Genomic DNA, 23,040 nt, shown 5'->3' on the forward strand with positions numbered 1-23,040 from the left:
TTTTCTGTACCTGATCCAACGGGATAATCGTGCAAAGCTCCTGAAAAGCGAGTATCACATGTCTTGCCACGATCGGCTGGCGGCCACAAAGGTTGAAGTGGATTTGGGCTCTGCGAAAGTTGAGTAAGTTATTCAAGGTTATACTCCAAAACACGGCTTCATATAAATTAAATTATGGAGATTACACGGGAATGAGAGGGAGTATGATGACGGAAAAGGAAGATACCGTTTGTTTTGTAACTTGCGTGAATGATGAGGAACAGTACCAATTATGCGTGAAGCACCTTCAATTTCTGTCTTTTCCGCCAGGCGTTCATTGCGAAACCTACTTCAACAGGGGAGCGTCCGGCCTCGCGTCCGGTTATAATCAAGCCATTCGTGAATCACGCGCGAAGTACAAGATCTATTTGCACCAGGATACGTATATCATGAACACCAACTTTATTTCCGATCTGCTTGCTTTGTTTAAAAGCCATCCGCAGCTCGGTCTGGTCGGGCTCATTGGTGCGAGAGCTATTCCAGACCATGGTGTTTGGTGGTATTCAGATCAGCTTATGGGGAAAGTGATTGAGAATCGCCATGTATACCAATATGTGAAGTTCAACGAGGCAGAGGCTCCCTTTCAAAGCGTCGCTGCAGTGGATGGCCTGTTGCTGGCGACTCAATATGATATCCCATGGCGGGAGGACATTTTTGACGGCTGGCATTATTACGACCTGTCCCAATGCTTCGAATTCAGGAGAAGAGGGTATTCTGTGGGCATCCCGCATCAGGCTGAACCATGGGTGCTTCATAACTGTGGCCTCATGAATACGGATGATGATCCTGTCTATCACCATTACAGGATGAAATTTCTGCACGAATATGGCAGCGATCCTGGAATGTTGAAGCCCTGATGAGTTTCCCCTGAAAAATCAGCGGGGGGAGTGTCCGAAAAAGTGAGTCAGATTACTGAGAGCAGCTTGCTCTGCTTCGTTACTTATGTAAAGGAGGAATAATTTTGCATGAAGTAAGTAAGCTGTTTCTGGTATTCGCTCTTCATCGTTCCGGATCAAGTGCAGTTGTTGGTGTAGCTGGCTTGAAAGATCCCAGAATGGTCATCACATTTGACTTTTTGAAGCCTTATTTTGAAATGCTCAATGATATTACCTACGTATTTGTGTGGCGCCCATTAAATGAGAGTATTCAATCGCTTGCTCATAGACACAACGCTGATTTCGCTGCCGCACAAACGCTTCTGGAGCCTTACTATGCGAATCTGAATTACCATCGAGAACAGCTGGAGAAAGAAAATAAAGACATCGTGGATATTCATTTCGCAGACCTTCCGGAGAATCCGGAGGATTTTGTGAAAAATATTTATCTGAGACTGAACTGCAATATTAACTACGTTGACTTCGATGTCATTAAAGAATTTCTCGATCAGAATTTAAAACATTTTCAAATAAATGCGAGATGAAACTAACAGTTATGTAAAGGAGGAACAACTTTGTATGAAATAAGTAAGCTGTTTCTAGTATTCGCCCTTCATCGTTCCGGATCAAGTGCAGTTGCTGGTGTGTTGTATCATATGGGAATCCCTATGGGGGATAACTTATTAGGGCCCAATCCTACAAATCCCAAGGGGCATTTTGAAAATTTGGACTTTGTAGCGCTTAATGATAAAATTCTTGGATCTGTTGGAGCTGCGTGGGATCGTCCTCCGTCCCGAGACAGGATCATGGCTTCTAAACTTCCCGAGAATGAAGTGTATTCAACCCTGCTCAAACAAGCAAAGCCTGTTTATGGCTTAAAAGATCCCAGAATGGTCATCACATTTGATTATTTGAAACCTTTTTTGGAAGTGCTTAATAATATTACTTATGTATTTGTGTGGCGCCCCTTGGATGAGAGTATTCAATCGCTTGCTCATAGAAGCAACTCTGATTACGCTACTGCACAAACGATTCTGGGGCCATACAATGCGAATCTAAATGTTCATCGGGAACAGCTGGAGAAAGAAAATAAAGACATCGTGGATATTCGTTTTGCAGATCTGTTGGAAAATCCGGAGGATTTTGTGAAAAAGATTAATCAAAGACTAAACTATAATATTAACTACGATAAAATAAAAGAATTTCTTGATAAGGATTTAAAGCATTTTTGAATGATAATCAGTTAAGCGGCCTTGGTCCTGAGCTCCACAGGAATAAGGCCGCTTCGTTTTGGAACGGTCATTCGGCGGTCCACTGGCGGCGGAGGGTGAAGAGATTCTGCAGTTCCTCGTTCGACAGCTCGGTAATCCAGCCCTCTGTGCTGGAGATGACCTGATCGCTGAGCTGCTGCTTGCTCTCCAGCATTTCGTCGATCCGTTCCTCCAGCGTACCCAGAGCGATAAATTTGTGAACCTGCACGTCCTTGGTCTGCCCCATCCGATACGCCCGATCTGTCGCCTGATTCTCAACGGCCGGGTTCCACCAGCGGTCAAAATGGAAGACATGGTTGGCTGCCGTCAGATTCAGGCCGACGCCGCCTGCCTTAATGGACAGGATAAATACGTTTGGCTGCTCGGCGGCGGGCAGCTCGCGGGATTGAAACTGCGTAATCATGCGGTCGCGGGCGGTTTTGGAGGTTCCGCCGTTCAGGTAGAGCACAGGCTCCTGCAGCTCCTGGCGCAGCACATTCTGCAGCATAACTCCCATCCCGATATATTGTGTGAAAATGAGGCAGCGCTCGTCCTCCTCGCGCAGCTCCTTCACCATGGCGACGAGGCGCTCCAGCTTGGCGGAGCGGCTGATCAGGCGGGCGAACTCCGCAGGGCCGCTCCCTGAACCGCCTCCAGAGCTGCCGTCTTCAGCCGACGCAGGCTCCTCCACCTTTTCCTTGGTGAGCAGCACCGGATGGTCACAGAGCTGCTTGAGCTGCGTGAGCGCCGACAGAATCGCTCCTTTGCGCTCCATGCCTTCCAGTTCTTTCATCCGTTCCATTAACTGCTGAACGGTCTGCTCATACAGAGCGCTCTGTTCGGGCGTGAGATGAATATAGGTTTTCATTTCATTTTTGTCAGGCAGAGCAAGCTGAATCGCCGGGTCCTTCTTTTTGCGGCGCAGCATGAACGGCTGGACCAGCCGCTGCAGGTCCTGCGTCCGCTGTTCGTCTTGATCTTTTTCAATCGGCTGAATGAAGCGGGTGGTAAAGGCCCGCAGACTGCCGAGATAGCCCGGATTGATGAAGTCGTAAATGGACCACAGCTCCGCCAGCCGGTTCTCGACCGGGGTGCCGGTCAAGGCGATGCGGTGGCGGGCGGACAGGCTGCGCACGGCGGCAGACTGCTTGGTCTGGGCGTTCTTGATGTTCTGCGCCTCGTCCAGGCAAATGGATTCCCACGTGAACGATTGCAGCAGCTCCTGATCCAGCGTGGCGGTAGCATAGGTGGTCAGGACGATGTCGGTCTGGCTGATTTGCTGCGCAAATGCTTCCCCGCCGGACCGTCTGCTTCCATAATGTAGCACTATTTTTAGGGAGGGGGCAAAACGCTCCAGCTCCTTCTGCCAGTTGCCAAGCACCGAGGTCGGGCAGATGAGCAGGGCGGGGAGGGCCGTCTCCGGCTCCGCCGTTTCCCGGAGATGCAGCAGATAGGTGATGAACTGGATCGTTTTGCCCAGGCCCATGTCATCTGCCAGACACGCCCCCAGACCGAGCCGCCGCAGAAACGCAAGCCAGCCATATCCTTCAAGCTGATAGGAACGCAGCTCGGCCTGCAAGCCTGCAGGCACGGACGGCTGCGGCCATTCCGCTCTGCGCTCAAGCTGGCCGAGAAGCTGCTGCAGGTACGTGTCAAGCTCCACTTCCAGCTTGATCGGCTCTTCTTCTTCAGCTTCCTGACCGTTCGCTTGCCCTTTCGCTTTCGGCCCGCGCCGCCACGGCTGCTCCTGGTTCTGCAGCAGGTGAAGATGCAGCACATCCTGAAAGGACAGGCCCTGCGAGCTGTCCACTCCCTCCATGATCCGCCGAATCTGCTCCAGCAGGGCCGGATCAAGCGTAATCCATTGATCGCGGAAGCGGACCAGACGCTCATTGCGGGCGGCGAGCTCGGCGAATTCCTCCTCGGTCAGATCCGCATCCCCGACCGCAATCCGCCAGTCGAAGCTGATGATCGCATCCATGCCGAACAGCGATTTGCCCCGGCTGCTGTCGGTGCTCTCTTCGGAGCGCAGCTTGGCTCGCAGCCGTGGCTTCTTGCGCGAAGCGGCCTCCCACCAGGCCGGCAGCAGCACCTGCCATCCGGCCTCCAGCAGCTGGCGGCTGCCGGACGTCAGGAAGCGCCAGGCGGCCTCGTCCGCCAGCGGGCTGCCCAGCACGCCGCCGCTTCCGCCGGACAGCTGGTCCGCGCTCAAGTTGGCGCGCAGACCAGCGAGCCAGGCAGGGGAGCGGTCCCGCACATGAGCCGTCCAATGGTCCGGCCAGTCCCCGGCCGCCTGCCCGTCATCGCGCAGCCGAATGGGCACCAGGCTGGACGGATCGAGCTTGTCTTGCAGCACAAGCCGCAGCCGCCACTGCCATTCTTCGTCGTCCGGCTCCAGCAGCTGCAGCAGCGGGCGAAACGGCGCGCTGTCCGCTTTCCAGCCGATGGATACGAGCCAGCCTGTTTCGTCCCAGGCGGAAGCAGCACCGTTGTCCGCGAAAAGCTGGGGATATTCCCGCCGCAGGTCGGCCGCTTCCGCTTCCGTGCCGTACCAGCGCTGGAAGACCGCCGCCGAGAAAGCCGCCGCCAGCCCTTCATCCGCCGCGCTCTCCTTGAGCGCGGTCCGCAGCCCGGAATCCACCATCGTACCCTCCTTCTCCGGTGAAGCAGGCTTAGTACGCAGGCTCTGTTCCAGCGCATCGGTGTCCCAGATCCACTCCAGCCGCCCGGACCGGAAGGCGGAGAAGCTCGGGATGTATTTCCGCTCTTCGATACAGGCGGCGAGCGCCGGGGCAAGCCGGACAATTCCTGATGCGTCCTGGCCCCATGCCCATTCGATATGCTCCGGCAGCTCGCGCCGCGCGAAGAAGGGAATCACCTGCTCGGCAGGCAGAATAATGATCTCGGCCTCCTGCACCTGCCTGACTTCCAGCTCCGTGCCGTAACAGGAGGGCTCATGCCATGCGAACAAACGGTGCTTCAGCGTCAGCCCAGGCACATAGCTGTCCGTTGCTGTGGTGCCGTAGATGAGCGCGTCGCCATGAGCGCTGAGCGTAATATGAACGGTATAAGCCGACGTAAATGTACTCATGAGAGCAGCTTTCCTTTCCGAAGCTCCTCCTGCAGGGCGCGCAGCCGTCCGTGACGGCGGGTAAAGGAGGCGAAGAACGCTTGCCAGCGGTCCTCAAGCTTCAATTTCTTGTACAGCTTGGCCAGCCTTTTCAACAGCTTGACCGCAGCTTTGTAATCATGCCTGTTCTTGAGCAGGACGTATCTTTCCACCGCCTGATGGTAGAAGGGCAGCAGCAGCTCGGGCGCATGCCGTTCTAAAGGCTGCAGTTCCGCAACGCGGAAGTCGAGCGGTTCCGCACCGGTGCTCAACTGATAATCCATCCACTGCCGGTATCTGCCCCGCTCCAGCAGGGCCTGTGCATAGATGTCCCCGGACAGCGGCAGCATGGCGGTCAGCGTATCCCACATCCTCGTCTCCAGCTCCGGCAGGTGCTCCAGAGCCGTCCGCCAGTAAGCAAGATACTCGTCCAGGCTTCCCGTTCCCAGCAGGGGGCCGATAGCTGTGAGGCCGTCAACAAGCCGCGCCCATTCTCCCTTCCCGTGCAGCTCACTCATCAGCAGCAGAAGCTGGGCGGGCGGGAGCTGCCGGGCCGTGCTGCGGTCCGCTGCCTGCAGAAGCTGCCATGCTTCCTCATCGCGTGACAGGAATACATACATCCAGCTGCGGGCCAGTAGCCCCGGCACCCGGGCGGCAGCGCTGTCCTGCGCTTCTTCAGCCGCCTCCAGCAGCCTGAGCTCCTCCCGGAACATCTCTGTTCCATTGGCATGGGGAGCGAGCCACTGCTGCCAGAACCGGTAATAGATATCCGGGAAATAGTGGAGCCGTCCGCCGCTTTCGTTCCGCATCCGCTCCCGCAGATAGCCGAGTGTGTCCGTTACCATGCTCCAGTGTTCTGGATGACCATCAATAGCCAGCTCCTCCGACAAGCTTAGATGAATCGCGGCCTTTATTTCGTCAGCGGCAATTTGCGTGTGGTACCCAATGTAAAAGTGGGCGCCACGAGCCGCGCCCGGGGCGAGCCCGATCAGCCTGTCCAGCACGAACAGATGGGCATGCAGCCCGAATAGCTGCTCCAGCACGGGGGCGAGCCTCGGCTTGAGAGCATAGATCGCTTCCAGCGCCTGGTGAGCATATTGGAGGGGCTGCGCACCGCTCCCGAAAGAGGCGGTGCATTGACTGAACAGGTCATGCCACTCGGCTGTGCTCATGTCCGCGATGGCCTGCCCTGCGGCATGCTCGCGGTCCGCTCCAGGCAGCGCGGGGAAGCGCCCCGTGCCGCTACCGGAAGCATAGTCTGCTTCCGCATGCGCCTGAGTCTGCGCCCGGCTGGCCAGGCCAGCCGAATGGGCGTTCACGATGCTGTAGACCGGCCGCTCCTTCAGTGCCGCGTACTGCAGCAGGACCGCAATCATATGCCTGCAGCCGCCGTTCTCCCCGCAGGAGCACTCGCTGTCCTCAAGAGAGTGAAGGTTGAGGGTGACGCGGGCAGAAGTCCCGTTTTCCTGAACGATGGCTGCTACAGATCCGGAATCAGCTATCGTAAGCTCATCAACCCGTCCTTGCTTGTAATATTGAAATCCGCGTTTGATCGTCAGATCGCTGAAATGCTCCGCAACCTGCTGCACAAGCCCGGTCCACTGTGTATCATTCATTTTCATCCGTCCCGTCTCCATACAGCTAAATATGAACTCCTTCTATTATAACAGCTACACCAGCTAAAGATTGTCCCCTCTCATCCTATAAATTTCCCCCTGTGAGAGAAATGATCGCAATGCTATATTTGTGGAAAATATATCCTGAAAACCAGTGCATGACGACTGGTCGTTGGAACGAGGAATTGTCGTCCTTTTCCGCTAACGGACCAGAACGCTCTTATTTGCTTCAAAAGGTGGAATTTCATTGTCCTAACGGACCGGGGAGACCCTATTCACCCCAAAATGACCCAAAATATGCGTTTAAATGCTAAATAGAGGCTAAGAGGTCCGTTAAAATTCCAAAATGCTTGATTTTGCTGAAATAGCGGCACTTCAGTCCATTTAGCAAATTCATGCCTATCTGTCCGCGATGAAGGAGGTGATGCCGAGAGAGTGGAGAGAGATCATAGATTTAACTATGAACAGGAGGAATTTTCTATGATTCGAGAATGGCTGACCGTCTGTCGTCAAAATGGCAAGCTGCTGTCCCTTTTGCTGGTCATGGTCCTCATGACCGCTCTGCTGCCGGCCGCGGCCTTCGCTGCGGACAAGGGAGCATGGGCTCCTAATGTGAGCTATACGGTGAATGATACGGTCACCTATGGGGGAGCCACCTATCAATGCCGCCAGTCGCATACGTCCCTGGCTGGCTGGGAGCCGCCCAATGTACCTGCACTGTGGCTGCTGGTTGAAGATGGGGGAGGCGGAACGGATGATACGACGGCTCCCTCCGTACCGGCCAACCTGAAGGCAACCGGGACGACCTCATCCAGTGTGTCCTTGTCCTGGAGCGCCTCCACGGATAATGTCGGGGTGACCGGGTATGTCGTCTATCAGGGCACAAACCAGGTGCTCACCGTATCGGGCACGACGGCTACGGTAACCGGACTTGCCGCCAGTACATCGTATGTGTTTAGTGTAGCAGCCAAGGATGCCGCTGGAAATACGTCTGCCAAGAGCACCCAGGTGACGGCGACGACGGCTCCTTCCGGCGGGGACGGAGGAAACGGTGATCTGCCGAAGCATACGCTTACCGGGTACTGGCAGAACTTCGTGAACGGGGCCACTAACTTGAGATTGCGTGATGTGCCTGACGAGTACGATATCATCGTGCTGGCTTTTGCCGATATGGATACCTCCAGACCGGGGGCGGTTAAATTTAACGTGGACTCCTCGCTCTCCTCGGCATTGGGCGGATACAGCAACGCCGATCTGATCAGCGACATTCGCGCCAAACAGGCGAAGGGCAAAAAGGTCATTATCTCCATCGGCGGGGAGAGAGGTAATATTGATCTTAGTGTGGCCTCCCCGAACGTGTCCAATTTTGTGGAAAGCATGTCCGGCCTGATCTCCCAATTCGGCCTCGACGGTCTTGATGTCGATCTGGAGCATGGCATGAATGTGCCGAATTTAACGAGCGCAATCCGCCAAATTCAGCAGAGGTCAGGGTCTGACTTCGTGCTGACCATGGCTCCGCAAACGATTGATATGCAGAATGAAAATACGACCTACATGCAGCTCTATAAAAATCTGAAAGACATCACAACCGTCATCAATGTTCAATACTACAATTCAGGCTGTATGCTGGGGCGTGACGGCAAATGTTATTCCCAGGGCAATGTGGACTTCCTGACCGCCCTGTCGGATTTGACGCTGCAGTGGGTGTCGCCTTCGCAGTTGGGCTTGGGCGTTCCGGCTACTGCGAATGCGGCAGGCGGGGGTTACGTGGATGCTTCTGTCGTGAACAACGCCCTGGGCTGTCTTGCGACAGGCACTGGCTGTGGCAGCTATAAACCGGTGGCTCGCTACCCGGATTTGCGCGGGGCCATGACCTGGTCCGTGAACTGGGATGCGACCAGCGGCTACAGATTCGCCAAGACGGTGAAGCCGTATCTGGAGCGTATGCCCTAATCGATTGAACAACAAACAAGCCCAAAAGGCTCCCGCAAGGGTGTCTTTTGGGCTTGTTCATTTATCAACCTCCGTTTATTGCTTCTCCAGAGCAGGCAGCACTTCAACCCAGCGGGTGGCCCAGCCTTGAATGTTTTCCAGCAAAGGGGCCAGCTCACGGCCTTTCTGTGTCAGTGAATATTCGATGCGGACCGGCTTCTCGGGATACACGGTACGCTCAATAACCCCTTCCTCCTCCAGCTCCCTCAGACGCTCCGAAAGAACCTTGCCGCTCAGATTGGGCAGCGAATTCTCAATGGCGACAAACCGCTGCGGCCCAGCCATGAGCTGATAGACGATTAACGTGGTCCAGCGCTTGCTCAGCAGTTCGACAGCTTTTTCGAACCGGGGGCATAATTGTGACGTTTCCATTCTCTATCACCTCTTTGGGGTTTATTATACTAAAAACTAAAGCTGATTAAAATATATAATGTAACTTATTTTATTTATATTTACTTGACGAAATTAAGTTTTATAAATATACTCTGTTACATAAAGTAATCTAATGAAACGAGGTTACATCTAAAATTTGGATGAATCATATTTTTTCTTTAAATACACGAACGTATGTGCTATTATTTTTGTATGCTAGTCATAGTCATATCAAACCCGCCGGGCGGGGTAATCTTATAGAAGCTAAGGATGGTGCAGCATGATTCATAACAAGGCAGTTTCCCTTTTGAAAGATAGAATAGCGACCGTACAATCCGATACATCGACCAATATTCTGGTCGGACCCATCAGGCTTCCGGTGAATCTTGACGGGCAAACCGTGGTGTTCCAGTGGTACTCCTGGTTGCCTGTGCAAAGCGAGGAGGATATGGCCGCCTGCCAGACAGCTTCGACCGAAACCTTGATCAAGCGGCTCTCTTCCCTTAATCTGGCGGAAGGACAGCAGTCCAGCGTGCTGGTCTACGGTGATTTTGAGCACGCCGGGGATGCGCTGATCCGTATGCACAGCATCTGCCATACAGGTGATATTTTCGGCAGCAAACGCTGTGATTGCGGGTACCAGCTTCACCAATCCATGAGAATGATTGTGGAGAACGGGGCAGGAGCTCTCTTTTATCTGGCGAATCATGAGGGAAGAGGCATCGGGCTGTTCAGCAAAGCGATGGCTTATATTTTGCAGGAAAATGGCATGGATACGGTGGAAGCGAATCTGGAGCTCGGTTTTGCCGACGATTCCCGCAGCTACACGGATGCCATCAGCATTCTCAAGCATCTGAGACAGCAGCCAGTGACGCTGATTACGAACAATCCGAAGAAGCTTGAAGCCTTGAAGGCTTCCGGCATGAATGTGGTCAAGCGTGTCCCGCTATGGGGCGATGTCTCTGAATTTAACGTCAAATATCTGCAGACGAAGGTGAAGCGTTCCGGTCACTTCGGTCAAAATGAGGAGATTTTGCATGCATGAAACCTACATGAGACTGGCTCTGGATAATGCAAAAGCAGCCCGGGGCCAAACCCGGCCCAACCCGATGGTTGGTTCGGTTATCGTCAAGGATGGGAGAATTGTGGGCATTGGTGCCCATCTGAAGCCGGGCGAACCTCACGCAGAGATTCACGCGCTGCGCATGGCTGGCGAGCATGCGGAAGGGGCTACCATCTATGTTACGCTGGAGCCCTGCTCGCATCATGGACGGACAGGTCCGTGCGCCGAGGCCATCGTGCGCGCCGGCATCCGCCGTGTCGTCATTGCCGCGCTGGACCCGAATCCGCTCGTGGCGGGCCGAGGTGTGCAAATATTGAAGGATGCGGGCATTGAAGTCATCCAGGGCGTATTGGAAGAAGAAGCCGAGCGGTTAAACGAAGTGTTCAATGCTTATATTGTGAGCAAGCGGCCGTTTGTCACCATCAAATCCGCAGTCACGCTCGACGGCAAAATTGCGACCCGGACGGCCAGCAGCAAATGGATCACCTCCGGGGAGGCCAGAGAGGATGTTCACAGGCTGCGCCATGAGCATGCCGCCATTCTGGTGGGCGTGCAGACCATCCTGCATGACGACTCCCAGCTCACCACCCGTCTGCCTGATGGCAGAAATCCGCTGCGCGTCATTCTGGACAGCCGCCTGCGCACTCCTCTGGATGCCCGCGTGGTAACGGACGGCGAGGCGGAAACCTGGATTTTTACCGGCAGCGCGCCGGATGAGGACAAGCAGCGGCAGCTTGAAGAAGCGGGGGTCAAAGTCATCCCGACGGAAGGCGAGCGGGTGAATCTGGAGCAGGTGCTGGACATACTGGGCCAGCATGAAATTTCCTCGCTGCTCGTGGAAGGCGGAGGGCAAGTGAACGCCTCGTTTGTACAGCAGGGACTGGCTGACAAGCTTGTACTCTATGTGGCCCCCAAGCTGGTCGGAGGCAAGGATGCGCCCACCTTCCTTGAAGGTCTGGGCGCGGCGGTTATGGATGAAGCCTTCTCCTTGACCTGCATGAGTGTGCAGCACGTTGGCGTTGATTTGAAGATTGAAGCTTATTTTCCGAAAGCGGATAAAAGCTAATTGCTATAGATTGATCCGGACGAGATTGCAAAAGCCAGCAAGAGCTTTATGTTAAAAAAGGTTATTTTGCTCGCTTACATGAATCCATTCAGGCAAAATTGACACAAATAAGAAAAAGGAGCATTTTACATAAACCGTTCCAAAGGGATATTCTATTCAAGGCCCGCTCAGCCTGCCAATAATTTAGTCTGTTGCAGGGAAAGCTGTATACACGCGGGTTTTGAATGAATGACTTCCTAAGAAAGTTACGGTGAGGACAAATGTTACCCTATTTGAAACGATTTTTAATCGGAAGGCCTCTGAAATCACATGAAGCCAGTGAGCAGAAGCTGAACAAGAAAAAAGCGCTCGCGATTCTCTCCTCGGATGCCCTTTCGTCCGTGGCCTACGGTCCTGAACAAATCTTACTGGTGCTGGTCACCCTCGGCACGGCCGCCTTCTGGTATTCAATCCCCATCGCCGTTGGTGTTTTAATTTTGCTGGCTGCGCTGATCCTGTCCTACCGGCAAATTATTTTTGCTTATCCTCACGGCGGCGGAGCCTATGTCGTCTCCAAAGAAAATTTGGGCAAGTATCCTGGCTTAATAGCAGGAGGCTCGCTGCTGGTGGATTATATCCTGACGGTGGCGGTAAGCGTATCTGCCGGTACGGATGCCATCACCTCCGCTTTTCCCGGTCTGCATTCCTATAATGTGTTGATTGCGGTCATATTTGTGCTGTTAATTACGCTGCTGAATTTGAGAGGGGTTACGGAATCGGCCTCGGTTCTGGCATACCCTGTTTATTTGTTCGTGCTGGCTCTTTTTATACTGATTGGTGTTGGTCTGTATCGGATTGCAACAGGTCAGGTTGCTCCTGAATTGCACACGTCCATCGGCACTCCGGTGGCGGGAGTAAGCTTGTTCATTCTGCTGCGCGCCTTTTCTTCAGGAAGCTCGGCTCTTACCGGAGTTGAGGCTATCTCCAATGCGATTCCGAATTTTAGGGATCCGGCTCCGAACAATGCGGCAAAAACGCTAATGGCCATGGGGCTGCTGCTTGCCCTGCTTTTCTCAGGGATTGTGTATTTGGCCTATTATTACGGAGTAAGCCCCATGGGAGAGGTGACGGTCTTATCCCAAATCGCCGAGCAGACCTTCGGACGGAATTTTATGTATTTCTTTATCCAGGGAACGACGGCGCTTATTCTGATTCTGGCTGCCAATACGGGATATTCGGCCTTCCCGCTGCTGGCGGTCAATCTGGCAAAAGACAAATTTATTCCCCGCATGTTTACGGTAAGAGGGGACCGTCTGGGCTACTCCAACGGCATTATCATCCTGGGCCTGCTGTCGATTGTATTAATCATGGCCTTTAAAGGGCAAACCGAGCATTTGATTCCGCTTTATGCGGTGGGTGTGTTTATACCCTTTACCCTGTCCCAGACCGGGATGATGTTGAAATGGCTGCGTGAGCGACCGCAGGGGTGGGGACTCAAATTCATCATTAATACCATCGGAGCCTTGATCAGCTTTATTGTGGTGATCATGTTCTTTTTAACGAAATTTAGCCAGGTGTGGCCTGTGCTGGTGTTCCTGCCGCTCATCATTCTGCTTTTTTACCGGATCCGGAAGCATTATGACGCCGTGGCCGAACAGCTCAGAATCTCGGCATCCAAGCCCGTTGTTCCGATTGATGGCAATGTTGTGATCCTGCCGGTCGCAGGCATTACCCATGTCGTCGAAAATTCGTTGAACTATGCGAAGTCACTGTCCCCGCATCAGATTATTGCCGTATATGTTCCATTCGAGCGGGGGGATGAAGTGGCCTTCGAGAAGAAGTGGGAAACCTGGCACCCGGATGTCCGCCTGGTGACGCTGTATTCTCCTTATCGGAGCATCATTCATCCATTGACTAAATTTATCGATACCGTCCAGCGGAAAGCTAGTGAAGCGAACTATCAGGTTACGGTGGTGATTCCACAGTTTATTCCGAAAAAAGGCTGGCACAATATTTTGCATAACCAATCCAGCTTGCTGATTCGGGCCCACTTGCTCTACCGCAGAAATGTCATTATCACGACGGTGCCTTATCATTTGCAAAAGTAAATTCCAACCCAACAGCCTTAGAGAATTTTTTCGCCTAAGGCTGTTGGGTTACCTGAAAGAAAACATAGGAGAATTCCAAGGGGCAACTCATGGCCACTCTCTATTCCACGTATAATGCAAACCAAATTATTAGTGCGCCTATAATGATTGGTAATAATAATCCAACTGATATTACCACAGTCCAATTAGGCACTAAAAGGAATTCTCTCATTCGTAAAATACGACTTCTGTAAGGGCCTTTTTTAAGATCATTTGTGATCTTTGTCAGGATGGCAATCTGTTCATGTTCTTCATATTGTTCCAATTCATTAATCATTTCTGTTTTTAATTTGGATACCGGATTATGGTCCTGTTTTTGGTTCGACATATTTTCACCCCATTAAACAAAAAATTCTTAACACAATCCACGTAAGTGGATTGTGTTAAGAATAGCAAATTATTTATTGATACGCATTACCAGCTCCAGATGGACCTATAGTTGAGCTAGGATTATAAATTTTTATAGAAACATCGGAGGGAGGTGTGTTGCTGTTCTCATTTCTTATGCTAGTAGAGTACCATGTTCCATTTTGAGGATATCTCCCTGCTACTGTAGTTTCCCCGTAAACATCATCTCCGAGGAAGCCTTTCTCGACTATCGAATATAGTAAGGTAACGCTTCTGGTTGACCCGGGCAACTCTTGCCACCCATTGATCGTTACAGAATTTCCTGTCATATCAAATTTATCTGAATAGGCTGACGTGTTGGGTAATACCACCCCATTTCTTGTAAAAGAGAAGCTCCAATATGCGACTGCAGCAGCCAGAGGTTTGATTTCATTAGGCGATATTTCTCCTACCTCATTATTCTGGTTGCTCTGAAGTCGCGCTTTAACATTTTCGCTCATCGTTTCTTGTCCATTTACGACAAGTTTCCACTGATCCCCAAATTTCTCCACCGGAAGATTCAAAGAATGGACTTCACCCGTAGCTTTACGTGTCATAGTAATCGTTGCCTCGTATGAATCTCCATTTTCATCAAAATCGTTTAAGGTGTAGTCGGTAAAGTTATCGTTTTCAAATTGATTTTCATATTGCTCTTCTTGTTCGGTTAATGATGAAAATCTCGTATCTTCCACCCATTTAGTAAGTTCATCTGTGTCCTGGTTCTCAATGGCTTGAAGGTAATTAACAACGGCTTGTTTTGCTTGCACTTCATCATTTGTGTCTGATTCCGCAAAGACGGGTATCGAAGGTAAAGTTAAGATCAATGCTGCGGAAAGCGCTACAGAAAATAGACCTTTTCCTTTCAAAACAAAAACTCCCTTCAATTTTATTTTGCCACCCTCGCTCACAAATAAGTTTATCAGCCCCTTTTTGAGCAATTTAAAAGATCTGTTCCATTTTAATGGAATAGAATTACAAAATAAGGTAGTTATATGATCTTATCACCAATCATGGTAATTGTCAGTTCTCTGCTAGAAGAATTCACATATTTTTAACAATTATTGTTGCGCAAACGAAGATTAAAATTCAAAGTGCTTGAGGTGTAGAAGTGAGCAAGAATGTCTTTTTTTCTACTTCACTTAACAGGCAGGATTATTTGCTACTTAACCTTTGTATCCTTCAGGTTCTCATAAATACGTTTTTCGGTATTGCAGTCTGGTTTCAGGATTGTGTTTGAATATAATATAAAAGGAGTACCCTCTATGGTTGTACTTCCATCGTTGGGGTAAAGGAGTTTTTTTATTCCCAGAATCTTATTTAAACATGGTCAAACGCGTGCACCTATGATTGACTTCGTGCGCTGGATTTCTGACCGGGGTTTCCGGAATGGCCTGAATAGTGTAACTTAAAGGAATTATTGTCGGACACAAATAAACGCCCTTCCTCCACCTTGCGGAGTCAGAAGGGCGTTATTTTGTTCCATACGCTCATTTTCGCCCCATGCTTCTGTACATCAGGAACAGAAAATAAGGCGAGCCGATCAAAGAGATCATCAGCCCTGAAGGGATTTCCTTGGGCGCAAGCATGATGCGGCCGCTCGTGTCGGCGAGTACGAGCAGTATCGCCCCGAGCAGGCCGGAGAGGATGAGCAGGCGCCGCGTGTGATGACCGATCAGCAGCCGGGCGGCATGCGGCACCATCAGGCCGATAAAGCCGATTGTACCGACACTCGCAACGGCTCCAGCCGCAAGCAGCACACCGGCTGCCAAAGCCAGAAGCCGGGTGCGCCGCACCTGCAGGCCGAGGCCGGTCGAGCTTTCGTCGCTGAAGGCCAGCACATCGAATTTGCGGCCGAATGCCCAGGACACGGGCAGCAATACCGCGAGAAAGCAGGCGATGACAAGCAAATCCTGCCAGCCGCGCGCATAGGTGCTGCCGTTAATCCAGATCAACGCCTTGTTTCCAGAAAAGCTCCCCTTCACCAGCAGCGCCTGAATACCGGCGGAAGCGACGGCGGATACGGCGATGCCGAGCAAAATCAGAACAGACGGCTGCAGCGACTTGCGCCAGGCGAGCAGGAAGACGAGCGCGGCGGCGGTCACGGCTCCGATCATGGCCGCAACGGGCAGAAAGCCGAGCGGAACCTGAGGCCAGACGACGATCAAGAGCAGCGCGCCCAGGCCTGCGCCCGGAGCGGCGCTGATGACCCAGGAGTCGGCGAGCGGATTGCGGATGGCGCTTTGAATCAGCACACCGCTGACCGCAAGCGCAAAGCCGGCCGCAGCAGCCACGAGCGTACGCGGCATGCGCAGATTCAGCAGGATCGAATAGGGCGAAGCGCTGTCCGCTCCGATAAGGCTGCCCCACAACTCGGTCAGCGGGATGCGTGAGCTGCCCAGTGTGAAGCTCACAAGAATGAGCGCTACCAGCAGCGCCAGCAGTGCCAGAGCAAGCGGAGCGAAGCGCAGTCGGGCGGCCGAACCGCTGGCGGTCACGGATGCCTGCGCCGCTCCGGTAGAGATTCCCTTCATCTTGCGCAGCACCAGCCAGATCAGCCATGGCGCCCCGACCGCCGCCATGACCGCGCCGACTGGCAATTCCCCGACGTCGCTGTGAATCAAACGGGCGATGATGTCTGCGGCAACAAGCAGCACCGCCCCCCATAATGCGCTGGCTGGAATCACCAGGCGATGTGAGCGAAGCCCGGCCATGCGCACCAGATGGGGAGCCAGCAGGCCGATGAAGCCGATTGGCCCGGCCACGCTGACGACCACGGCCGCAAGCTGTACGGACAGCGCGACTCCGGCGAAGCGGATCCATCCCCCTCGCTGTCCAAGGGACTGTGCCGTCGATTCGTCGAACTCAAGCACATCGAATTGCCTGCCCAGCACAAAGGCGGCCAGTAGTCCCGCCATGACCCAGGGCCAGGCATACGCTGCGCCGCTCCAGTCCATCTGCTCCAGCGACCCTGAGCCCCATAGAAACAGTGAGCGCGTTTGAATCGGATTCAAAATGTGCAGCGCCGCCGTAAACGACCCGAGCACCATTGATACGATGATGCCGGAGAGAGCCAGGCGGACCGGCGCCGCGGCGCGGCCGCCGCCCAGCAAATAAGCGGCGAGCGCGGCCAGAGCCCCGCCCGCTGCGGCAAATACAAAAGGAGAGCGGTGGAGCTGCAGCGGAAATGCAACCGTGCCCAGCACCACCATAAAATAAGCGCCCGCGTTAATGCCCAGCGTATCGGATGCAGCCAGCGGATTGCGCGTAACGGTCTGCAGTAAGGCTCCCGCCGCAGCAAATGCTGCGCCGGCCAGCAGGCCGATAACGGCACGCGGCAGGCGCAGCTCCCGGATTGAATGATGGTAAAGATTGTCCTGCGGTCTCAGCAGCGCTTCGATGATAGCCGAGGCGGGAATCGGCGCGTCGCCCACATACAAGCTGAGCAGCAGCAAGGCAAGGAGAGCGGCAGCACCCCCTCCGAATAGGGCAGCCAGTCTCATGGCAGCAATGATTTAACGACTTCGTCGACGAGCACCTTGGCCGATACCGGTCCGCCGAACAGCCAGGTGCTGCCATCCAGCGCATAGCGCCGGTTATCCTTGACAAAAGCAAGATCATTCCATACCGCATTGGAAGCCAATTGCCGGTTGAACACGTCATCCGTCTGCTGCGCGACAGACAGCAGGGTGGCATTCTGTACCGCAATGAGCGCCTCGACGCTTGTATCGGTATATCCGTATTGCTCGAATTTCTCCGGTTTCCAGACGTTCTTCAGCCCGATATGATCCAACGTTTTAATCGCCATCGACGTTTCTGTCATGGTCCACAAGGCGGCGGCATTCTGATCACTGCGGCCCTGGATCAGAATGTAAGGCAAATCCGCTTTGCCGGCGGCGGCGAGCCTGGTCTTGGCTTCCTCATAATGCCGGTCCAGCCCGGCCACATACTGCTCTGCTTCCTCTGTTTTGCCCACTGCGGCCGCTATCTCATGGAAAATATCCATCATCCTCGTATACTGGTCGCCATCTGCTGGATATTGAGTGAACATCATGGTCGGAGCAATAGCATTAAGTTGCTCATAGATTCCTTCCTGATAGGCGGTGCCGGCGATGATCAGGTCCGGCTTCAGCGCGACGATCGCCTCCAGGTCCGGCTCGTCTTTGATGCCGAGCTCCACGACTGTATCCGTTACCGCAGCCTCGGAAGTCACCCAGTTCTTGTATTCTTCGTTCTCCGCATTGCCAACCGGCTGCATGCCGAGCGCGACCAGCGACTCGGTGAACATCCAGTCGAGCGACACGACACGGGTTGCCGGCTTGTCCAGCGTCAGCGTGCCCTTGTCGTGCTGTATCGTGATCGGTCCTGCACCGGCGCCTGCGGCACCTGTCTCTGCCTGCTGCCTATCTGCTGCGGACGGGCCTTCCGCGCTGCCGCCAGGACTTGCGTTATTTGTCCCCGCATTCCCACAAGCCGCCAGCAAAATCATCAGCAGCGTCAGTACCAGACCTGAAATTCCTTTGCGTTGTTTCATCGGATGTCTTCCTCTCGCCAATAATTGATAATCATTATCAATGAGAATGTTAGCAACGTTCCAGGAACGCGTCAATGGACATAGATGACAGATAATGATTACATTTGTGATGACAGCAGCTCAGCCGCCTGCTCCAGCTGCAAATCCATCGACAGCGGGTCGTAGCCATAAAACACATTGTAATCAGGTGTATAAATGCGCTGCAGGCAAGCCTGCTCCAGCTGCCGCCATGGGCCGGTTTCCAGCACAGACGGTGTTTGCGCATACCAGTTCGAACGGTAGTGGAACAAAAAAATATGATCGGCGGCGTACTCCGCCAGCGCTTCCGGAGCTACCGGTATATTGAGCAGCCCTTTGTCGATAATGTCCCGCTTGACCGCCGGAGGCGGCTTCAACTGCAGCGCCTCGTAAATGACATTGCCGCCCATGCTTGTCAAATTTCCATACACGTATAATTTTCCAGAGACGATTTTAACAATTAGCGCGGTATCGCCCCGGCCAAGGAGCGGAGCCAGCACGTCTCTGGCCGCAGCCGCTTTCCGGTCAAATTCAGCCAGCCAATCAACAGCCTGCTCCTCGCGGGCGACGGCAGCGGCCAGACCGAGCAATTCGCTGCGCCATGATGCGCATTCGCTCGGAAGCAGCAGTGCCGGAACACGGTCGCTTAGCCGCTCTGCGCCTTCTTCATCGGAATACGCGATCGCCAGGTCGATGCCAAGCTCATCAAGCTTCTGTATCACACTCTCGCTGTACCATTGCGTCTCCTGAAACGAGGACAGATCGATCTGTCTCTCGTAATGCCTGAGCATCCATGGCTTCATCCATTCCCCAATGACACCGAGCTTCGGCACGATGCCAAACGCGAGCAGGCATGACGTTGTGTGCGGATTGAGCGCCGCATAGCTTTTCGGCTGCTTTCTGTATTCTGTCGGATAGACACCGGTCAGCTGCTTGAATTTGCGGCTGAAATAATGCCCGCTCCCGAAACCTGTCGTTACTGCAATATCATGAACGCTTTGCCGTGTAAGCTGCAGCAGCTCGCGTCCTTTCCGAATCCGTGCTCTGTTCAAATAATCAATGAAGCTGCGGCCTGTTTCTTTCATGAATATTCTGGAAAAGTGCTCAGGGCTGATGCCGATCAGCGCCGCCAACTGATCACGCGTAATATGTTCCTGATAATGCTCCCTTATATATCGGATGGAATGCTCGATCCACCGCTCCGTCTCGCCGGCTTCCTTCGCAGAGGACGAAGGGAAGACGCTGTCGAGCAGCTGCGTAAATAGCGCCTGCACTTTCAACGGATCACGCGGTCTGCCGGGCTGCGCTGCGGCATGCAGCTCCTTGCACAGCTGCAGCGCCCGCTTGGGATAAGCAAGCCGGATCTCTCCCTCCGGCAGCGGGCAGGCTGCTCGTTCGTATGCGCTGCCGTTGCCCGCAAAGTTCTCTGCAGGAACGAGCGTATCGAACACGATGCGGTCGATCAGCAATTTCCGGGGCTCGTCGTTGATGATATACATTCCTGTGCCTGCCGGGCAAAATACAGCAATACCCGGAGCGAGCATGATCTTTTTGCCGGCCATATGCAGCTCGCCCTTTCCTTCGCGTACGAGCAATAGCATATCATGGTCCGTCAAATTCCACTCTTTGTCGGTATGATCATAATAAGCCAGCTGCTGCGTCTCCCTTGGGATAAAAGCAGCCACATTGAGCCGGCTTGCGCGGCTTGCGGATGGCAAGGCTATGGACGTATCCGGCTGTTGCCGCCACCGTCCGGAGCGCAGCTCCTGTCTGAGACGCGCCGCTTCTTCATCCGTCAGTGAGCCTACATGCTTCACCAGACGGTGTTTTCTCCGGCCGTCCTCGTCTTTGTAGGCGGCTACGATCCGGTAATAGCGATAGGTCTTGCCGTTGCGTGTTACGGTATGTTTCTTCAGGAACATGATCGAAACCCGACCTCCTTGTCAATTCGTCCGAAAAGAGAGTTGGGGACTATTTTGGGGACGACTTTCTTCTCTAAAGATTGTACTCGCCCGGCTCGAAAGAGGGAAGCCCCCGCTCCCTCGCCATTTCCCGTCTGCCAGAAGCAGTATGCGGCCCTTGGGTGTGTTATGATGTATATACAATTATGGAATGCAGGTGATTAAAAATGAAATTGTTGACCTTGAACACCCATGCTTGGCATGAAGAGCACCAGATGGACAAGATCGGGCAACTGGCCCGCTTTATTAATGAGCATCAATTTGATGTCATTGCATTGCAGGAAGTGAATCAATCCATGCACGCAGCTTCGGTCGCAGCGGAAGGCCTGACCCGTTATACGATGGCGGAGCAGGGGGCGGTTATAAAGCAGGACAACTATGCCTATGTTCTTCTGCAGCAGCTGGAAGAGACCTATCACTGGACCTGGGTGCCGACTCACATGACCGGCGGGAAATACGATGAAGGGATGGCGCTGCTGTCGAGAACGCCAATCCTGGAAACGGTAAGCGATTATGTGTCCGCAGGCCGCGACAATGCCAATTTTCGCACACGGAAGATCGCCGGCATTCTGACGGAAGCGGGCGGGGAGAAGACCTGGTTCGTCAGCGGACATTTCGGCTGGTGGCATGACAGCGAGGAGCCCTTCCGGCAGCAGTGGGACCGGGCGGAAGCCATCCTGCAGAGCTGTAGGCCCAACCCTGTATTTATGATGGGTGACCTGAATAATGCGGCCGGCGTTCGCGGCGAGGGGTACGACTATGTTATGAAGCATGGCTGGCATGATCTGTACGAAGCGGCAGAGCTGCGCGATGAGGGCTACACGGTGCTCAAGGCGATTGCCGGCTGGGAAAACAATATGGACAGCCTGCGTATCGACTATATCCTCTCCAGCGTGCCGGTGCGGGCGAAGTCATCCACGGTGGTGCTGAACGGGAAGACAGGCCCTGTCGTGTCAGATCATTTTGGTGTGGCTGTTGAATTGTAATTTTGTGCTCCATTTGCTGGACAGTTATGGTCAACCCTGTTATTATTTAATTGATAATTATTCTCAATTGGAATAACAGGACAGGAGAGAACGTTGTGTACATAAATCAATTTTGTAACTGGGCATTTATCGTGATTACCTTACTTATGATTGGAGTTCTGGCGGCCTGTGGAAATGCTGCAGCTCCTTCGTCGTCTGCATCAGGGGGAGCGTCAGCCGGCAATACGAATAGCACCGAGGGTGCGCAGTCCGAGACGATCACCTATCAGGCTTCGAATGGTGTGGTCGAGATTCCGCGCAATCCTGCGCGCGTTGTGGAAGTGGCAGACAGCTATGTCGGGGATTTGCTGGTGCTCGGCATCAAGCCTGTGGGGGTGAATCAGCAAGCCCTGGAGAATCCTTATTTTGAGGGGAAGCTGGATGGTGTCGAAAATTTGGGAGATGGCCAGTCATTGAGCAAATACTGGAGCTTAAGCCTGATCTGATCATTGCCCCCGGCTGGGCAGATGCCAGCCTCATTGAGAGTTATTCGAAGATTGCCCCTACCGTGGCTATCAAGTTTGGCGAGCTTCCATTAGGAGAGCAGCTGCGTGAATTCGGCAAGATGACAGGCAAGGAAGCCGAAGCGGAGACATGGATTGCTGCATGGGATCAGAAAATCGCCGAGGTGAAGCCTCAGGTTCAGGCTGCAGTCGGAGACAAGACCGTATCTATCCTGCAGCCGTACGCCAAAGGAATCTATGCATTTGGCCATAACTTTGGCAGAGGCGGCGATATCCTCTATGGCGAACTGGAGCTGAAAGCGCCGCCGATCATTCAGAAGGAGGCCATTGATAGCGGCCAAGGATGGGCAAATCTGTCTCTGGAGAAGCTGCCGGAGTACGCTGGAGACTATATTTTCACGAACGCCTGGAGCGGTGATGACGCCGATCCTTCTGTTGTATATGAGAGCAGCTTGTGGAAAAATCTCCCCGCCGTCAAGAATAACCTGGTCTTCATGACGAACCGCAAGGGGGATTTATTCAACGATCCGATATCTCTGGAAGCACAGCTTGAATTTATGTTGGATTTCGTCAAGAATACTGTATCTGCAGACTTCACTAAGCCTGGTTTTAGTACTATGACAAGACTCAAGCTTGAAAAAGTGCCTACCTTAACACATGATGAAGTTTCTACGATTGAAGGGTTGGTATCGAAACTTTCTCGGAAAGTGGATATCATGTTTGTAGGTAAGAATCTGGGAGCATCGGAGTTTCGTGGCATCGTATCCGATACTTTATTTGAGGTTATTGGATGAGTGAGAGGGTGTTGCTAACTCTGTAGCCTGGGTGCTGGTGACTGTATTCCTGTAAACAAAATTTTAAGGGGTGATCGATTTCATGAACCGCGAAGAAGCTCTACATAAGAAGGTCGATCGCCTTGAACTTCATGTTGAATTATTAACTCGACTTTCACAGAGCCCAAATCCACTTCAACCTTTGTAGCTACTGGGTTCTGAGGAATTCGAATCCGCTTCTAGTGCTGGACGGTCAAGCCGCCAGCCGATCGTGGCAAGACATGTGATACTCGCTGTTCAGGAGCTTTGCACGATTATCCCGTTGGATCAGGTACAGAAAAACAGAAAACCGGGAACCGAAAATACACTTTAG

At 53.1% G+C, this 23,040-nt stretch carries 16 protein-coding genes and 1 pseudogene; 9 read left to right on the forward strand and 8 right to left on the reverse strand.

Translation table 11 applies throughout. The annotated features are described in order from the left end of the window. Positions 1-206: 206 nt before the first annotated feature. The 3 genes from ACE41H_RS16720 to ACE41H_RS16730 all read left to right on the forward strand — a co-directional run bounded on the left by ACE41H_RS16720 (position 207) and on the right by ACE41H_RS16730 (position 2,146). Entirely contained in the window at positions 207-896 is a 690-nt protein-coding gene (locus tag ACE41H_RS16720; RefSeq protein ID WP_375356606.1) for a glycosyltransferase family protein, read from the forward strand. Between the two features lie 104 nt (positions 897-1,000). Then, positions 1,001-1,459, forward strand: a complete 459-nt coding sequence (locus tag ACE41H_RS16725) for a hypothetical protein (RefSeq protein ID WP_375356607.1) — start codon at positions 1,001-1,003, stop codon at positions 1,457-1,459. A gap of 30 nt (positions 1,460-1,489) precedes the next feature. Further along, entirely contained in the window at positions 1,490-2,146 is a 657-nt protein-coding gene (locus ACE41H_RS16730; protein ID WP_375356608.1) for a sulfotransferase family protein, read from the forward strand. 67 nt (positions 2,147-2,213) lie between these two features. Here the strand turns inward: ACE41H_RS16730 and ACE41H_RS16735 are convergent, their stop codons facing one another. After that, positions 2,214-5,255 (reverse strand): DEAD/DEAH box helicase, encoded by a 3,042-nt coding sequence (locus ACE41H_RS16735; protein WP_375356609.1) that lies wholly within the window; start codon positions 5,253-5,255, stop codon positions 2,214-2,216. After that, complete coding sequence (locus ACE41H_RS16740; protein ID WP_375356610.1) at positions 5,252-6,895, reverse strand: SWIM zinc finger family protein; 1,644 nt, start codon at positions 6,893-6,895, stop codon at positions 5,252-5,254. The genes ACE41H_RS16735 and ACE41H_RS16740 overlap by 4 nt, the downstream gene beginning before the upstream one ends. Positions 6,896-7,369: 474 nt before the next feature. Between ACE41H_RS16740 and ACE41H_RS16745 the strand changes: the two genes are divergently transcribed. Next, positions 7,370-8,842 carry a chitinase gene (locus tag ACE41H_RS16745; RefSeq protein WP_375356611.1) on the forward strand — a complete coding sequence of 491 codons (1,473 nt, stop codon included), beginning with the start codon at positions 7,370-7,372 and terminating at the stop codon, positions 8,840-8,842. Between the two features lie 75 nt (positions 8,843-8,917). Here the strand turns inward: ACE41H_RS16745 and ACE41H_RS16750 are convergent, their stop codons facing one another. Beyond that, entirely contained in the window at positions 8,918-9,253 is a 336-nt protein-coding gene (locus ACE41H_RS16750) for a winged helix-turn-helix transcriptional regulator (protein ID WP_375356613.1), read from the reverse strand. A 280-nt stretch (positions 9,254-9,533) separates the two neighbouring features. Here ACE41H_RS16750 and ACE41H_RS16755 point away from each other — a divergent pair, with 280 nt between their 5' ends. The 3 genes from ACE41H_RS16755 to kimA all read left to right on the forward strand — a co-directional run bounded on the left by ACE41H_RS16755 (position 9,534) and on the right by kimA (position 13,469). Next, positions 9,534-10,298, forward strand: coding sequence for a GTP cyclohydrolase II (locus ACE41H_RS16755; protein ID WP_375356614.1), 765 nt, complete (start codon positions 9,534-9,536; stop codon positions 10,296-10,298). Then, complete coding sequence (gene ribD / locus ACE41H_RS16760) at positions 10,291-11,382, forward strand: bifunctional diaminohydroxyphosphoribosylaminopyrimidine deaminase/5-amino-6-(5-phosphoribosylamino)uracil reductase RibD (protein ID WP_375356615.1); 1,092 nt, start codon at positions 10,291-10,293, stop codon at positions 11,380-11,382. The genes ACE41H_RS16755 and ribD overlap by 8 nt, the downstream gene beginning before the upstream one ends. 260 nt (positions 11,383-11,642) lie before the next feature. Further along, positions 11,643-13,469: a potassium transporter KimA gene (gene kimA, locus ACE41H_RS16765; protein ID WP_375356616.1), complete on the forward strand. Its 1,827-nt coding sequence runs from the start codon at positions 11,643-11,645 to the stop codon at positions 13,467-13,469. Positions 13,470-13,569: 100 nt separating this feature from the next. Here the strand turns inward: kimA and ACE41H_RS16770 are convergent, their stop codons facing one another. From ACE41H_RS16770 to ACE41H_RS16790, 5 genes are all read right to left on the reverse strand, one after another. Next, entirely contained in the window at positions 13,570-13,836 is a 267-nt protein-coding gene (locus ACE41H_RS16770) for a hypothetical protein (protein ID WP_375356617.1), read from the reverse strand. Positions 13,837-13,909: 73 nt separating this feature from the next. Next, the gene (locus ACE41H_RS16775) at positions 13,910-14,761 is read right to left on the reverse strand and encodes a hypothetical protein (RefSeq protein ID WP_375356618.1); all 852 of its coding nucleotides are present in this window, start codon (positions 14,759-14,761) and stop codon (positions 13,910-13,912) included. A gap of 621 nt (positions 14,762-15,382) precedes the next feature. Next, positions 15,383-17,395, reverse strand: coding sequence for an iron ABC transporter permease (locus ACE41H_RS16780; RefSeq protein WP_375356619.1), 2,013 nt, complete (start codon positions 17,393-17,395; stop codon positions 15,383-15,385). Further along, entirely contained in the window at positions 17,392-18,426 is a 1,035-nt protein-coding gene (locus tag ACE41H_RS16785) for an ABC transporter substrate-binding protein (RefSeq protein WP_375356620.1), read from the reverse strand. Before ACE41H_RS16785 ends, ACE41H_RS16780 begins: the two co-directional genes overlap by 4 nt. A 98-nt stretch (positions 18,427-18,524) precedes the next feature. Then, positions 18,525-20,366 (reverse strand): helix-turn-helix domain-containing protein, encoded by a 1,842-nt coding sequence (locus ACE41H_RS16790; protein WP_375356621.1) that lies wholly within the window; start codon positions 20,364-20,366, stop codon positions 18,525-18,527. A 206-nt stretch (positions 20,367-20,572) separates the two neighbouring features. Here ACE41H_RS16790 and ACE41H_RS16795 point away from each other — a divergent pair, with 206 nt between their 5' ends. Then, a complete protein-coding gene (locus ACE41H_RS16795; RefSeq protein WP_375356622.1) occupies positions 20,573-21,391 on the forward strand; it encodes an endonuclease/exonuclease/phosphatase family protein in 819 nt (272 codons plus the stop codon). Positions 21,392-21,537: 146 nt separating this feature from the next. Next, positions 21,538-22,460 (forward strand): annotated as a pseudogene (locus ACE41H_RS16800) (ABC transporter substrate-binding protein); the annotation flags it as partial. Between the last annotated feature and the right edge of the window lie 580 nt (positions 22,461-23,040).

The organism is Paenibacillus enshidis, assembly GCF_042136365.1.
In the GTDB taxonomy this organism is placed as follows: Bacteria; Bacillota; Bacilli; order Paenibacillales; family Paenibacillaceae; genus Paenibacillus; species Paenibacillus enshidis.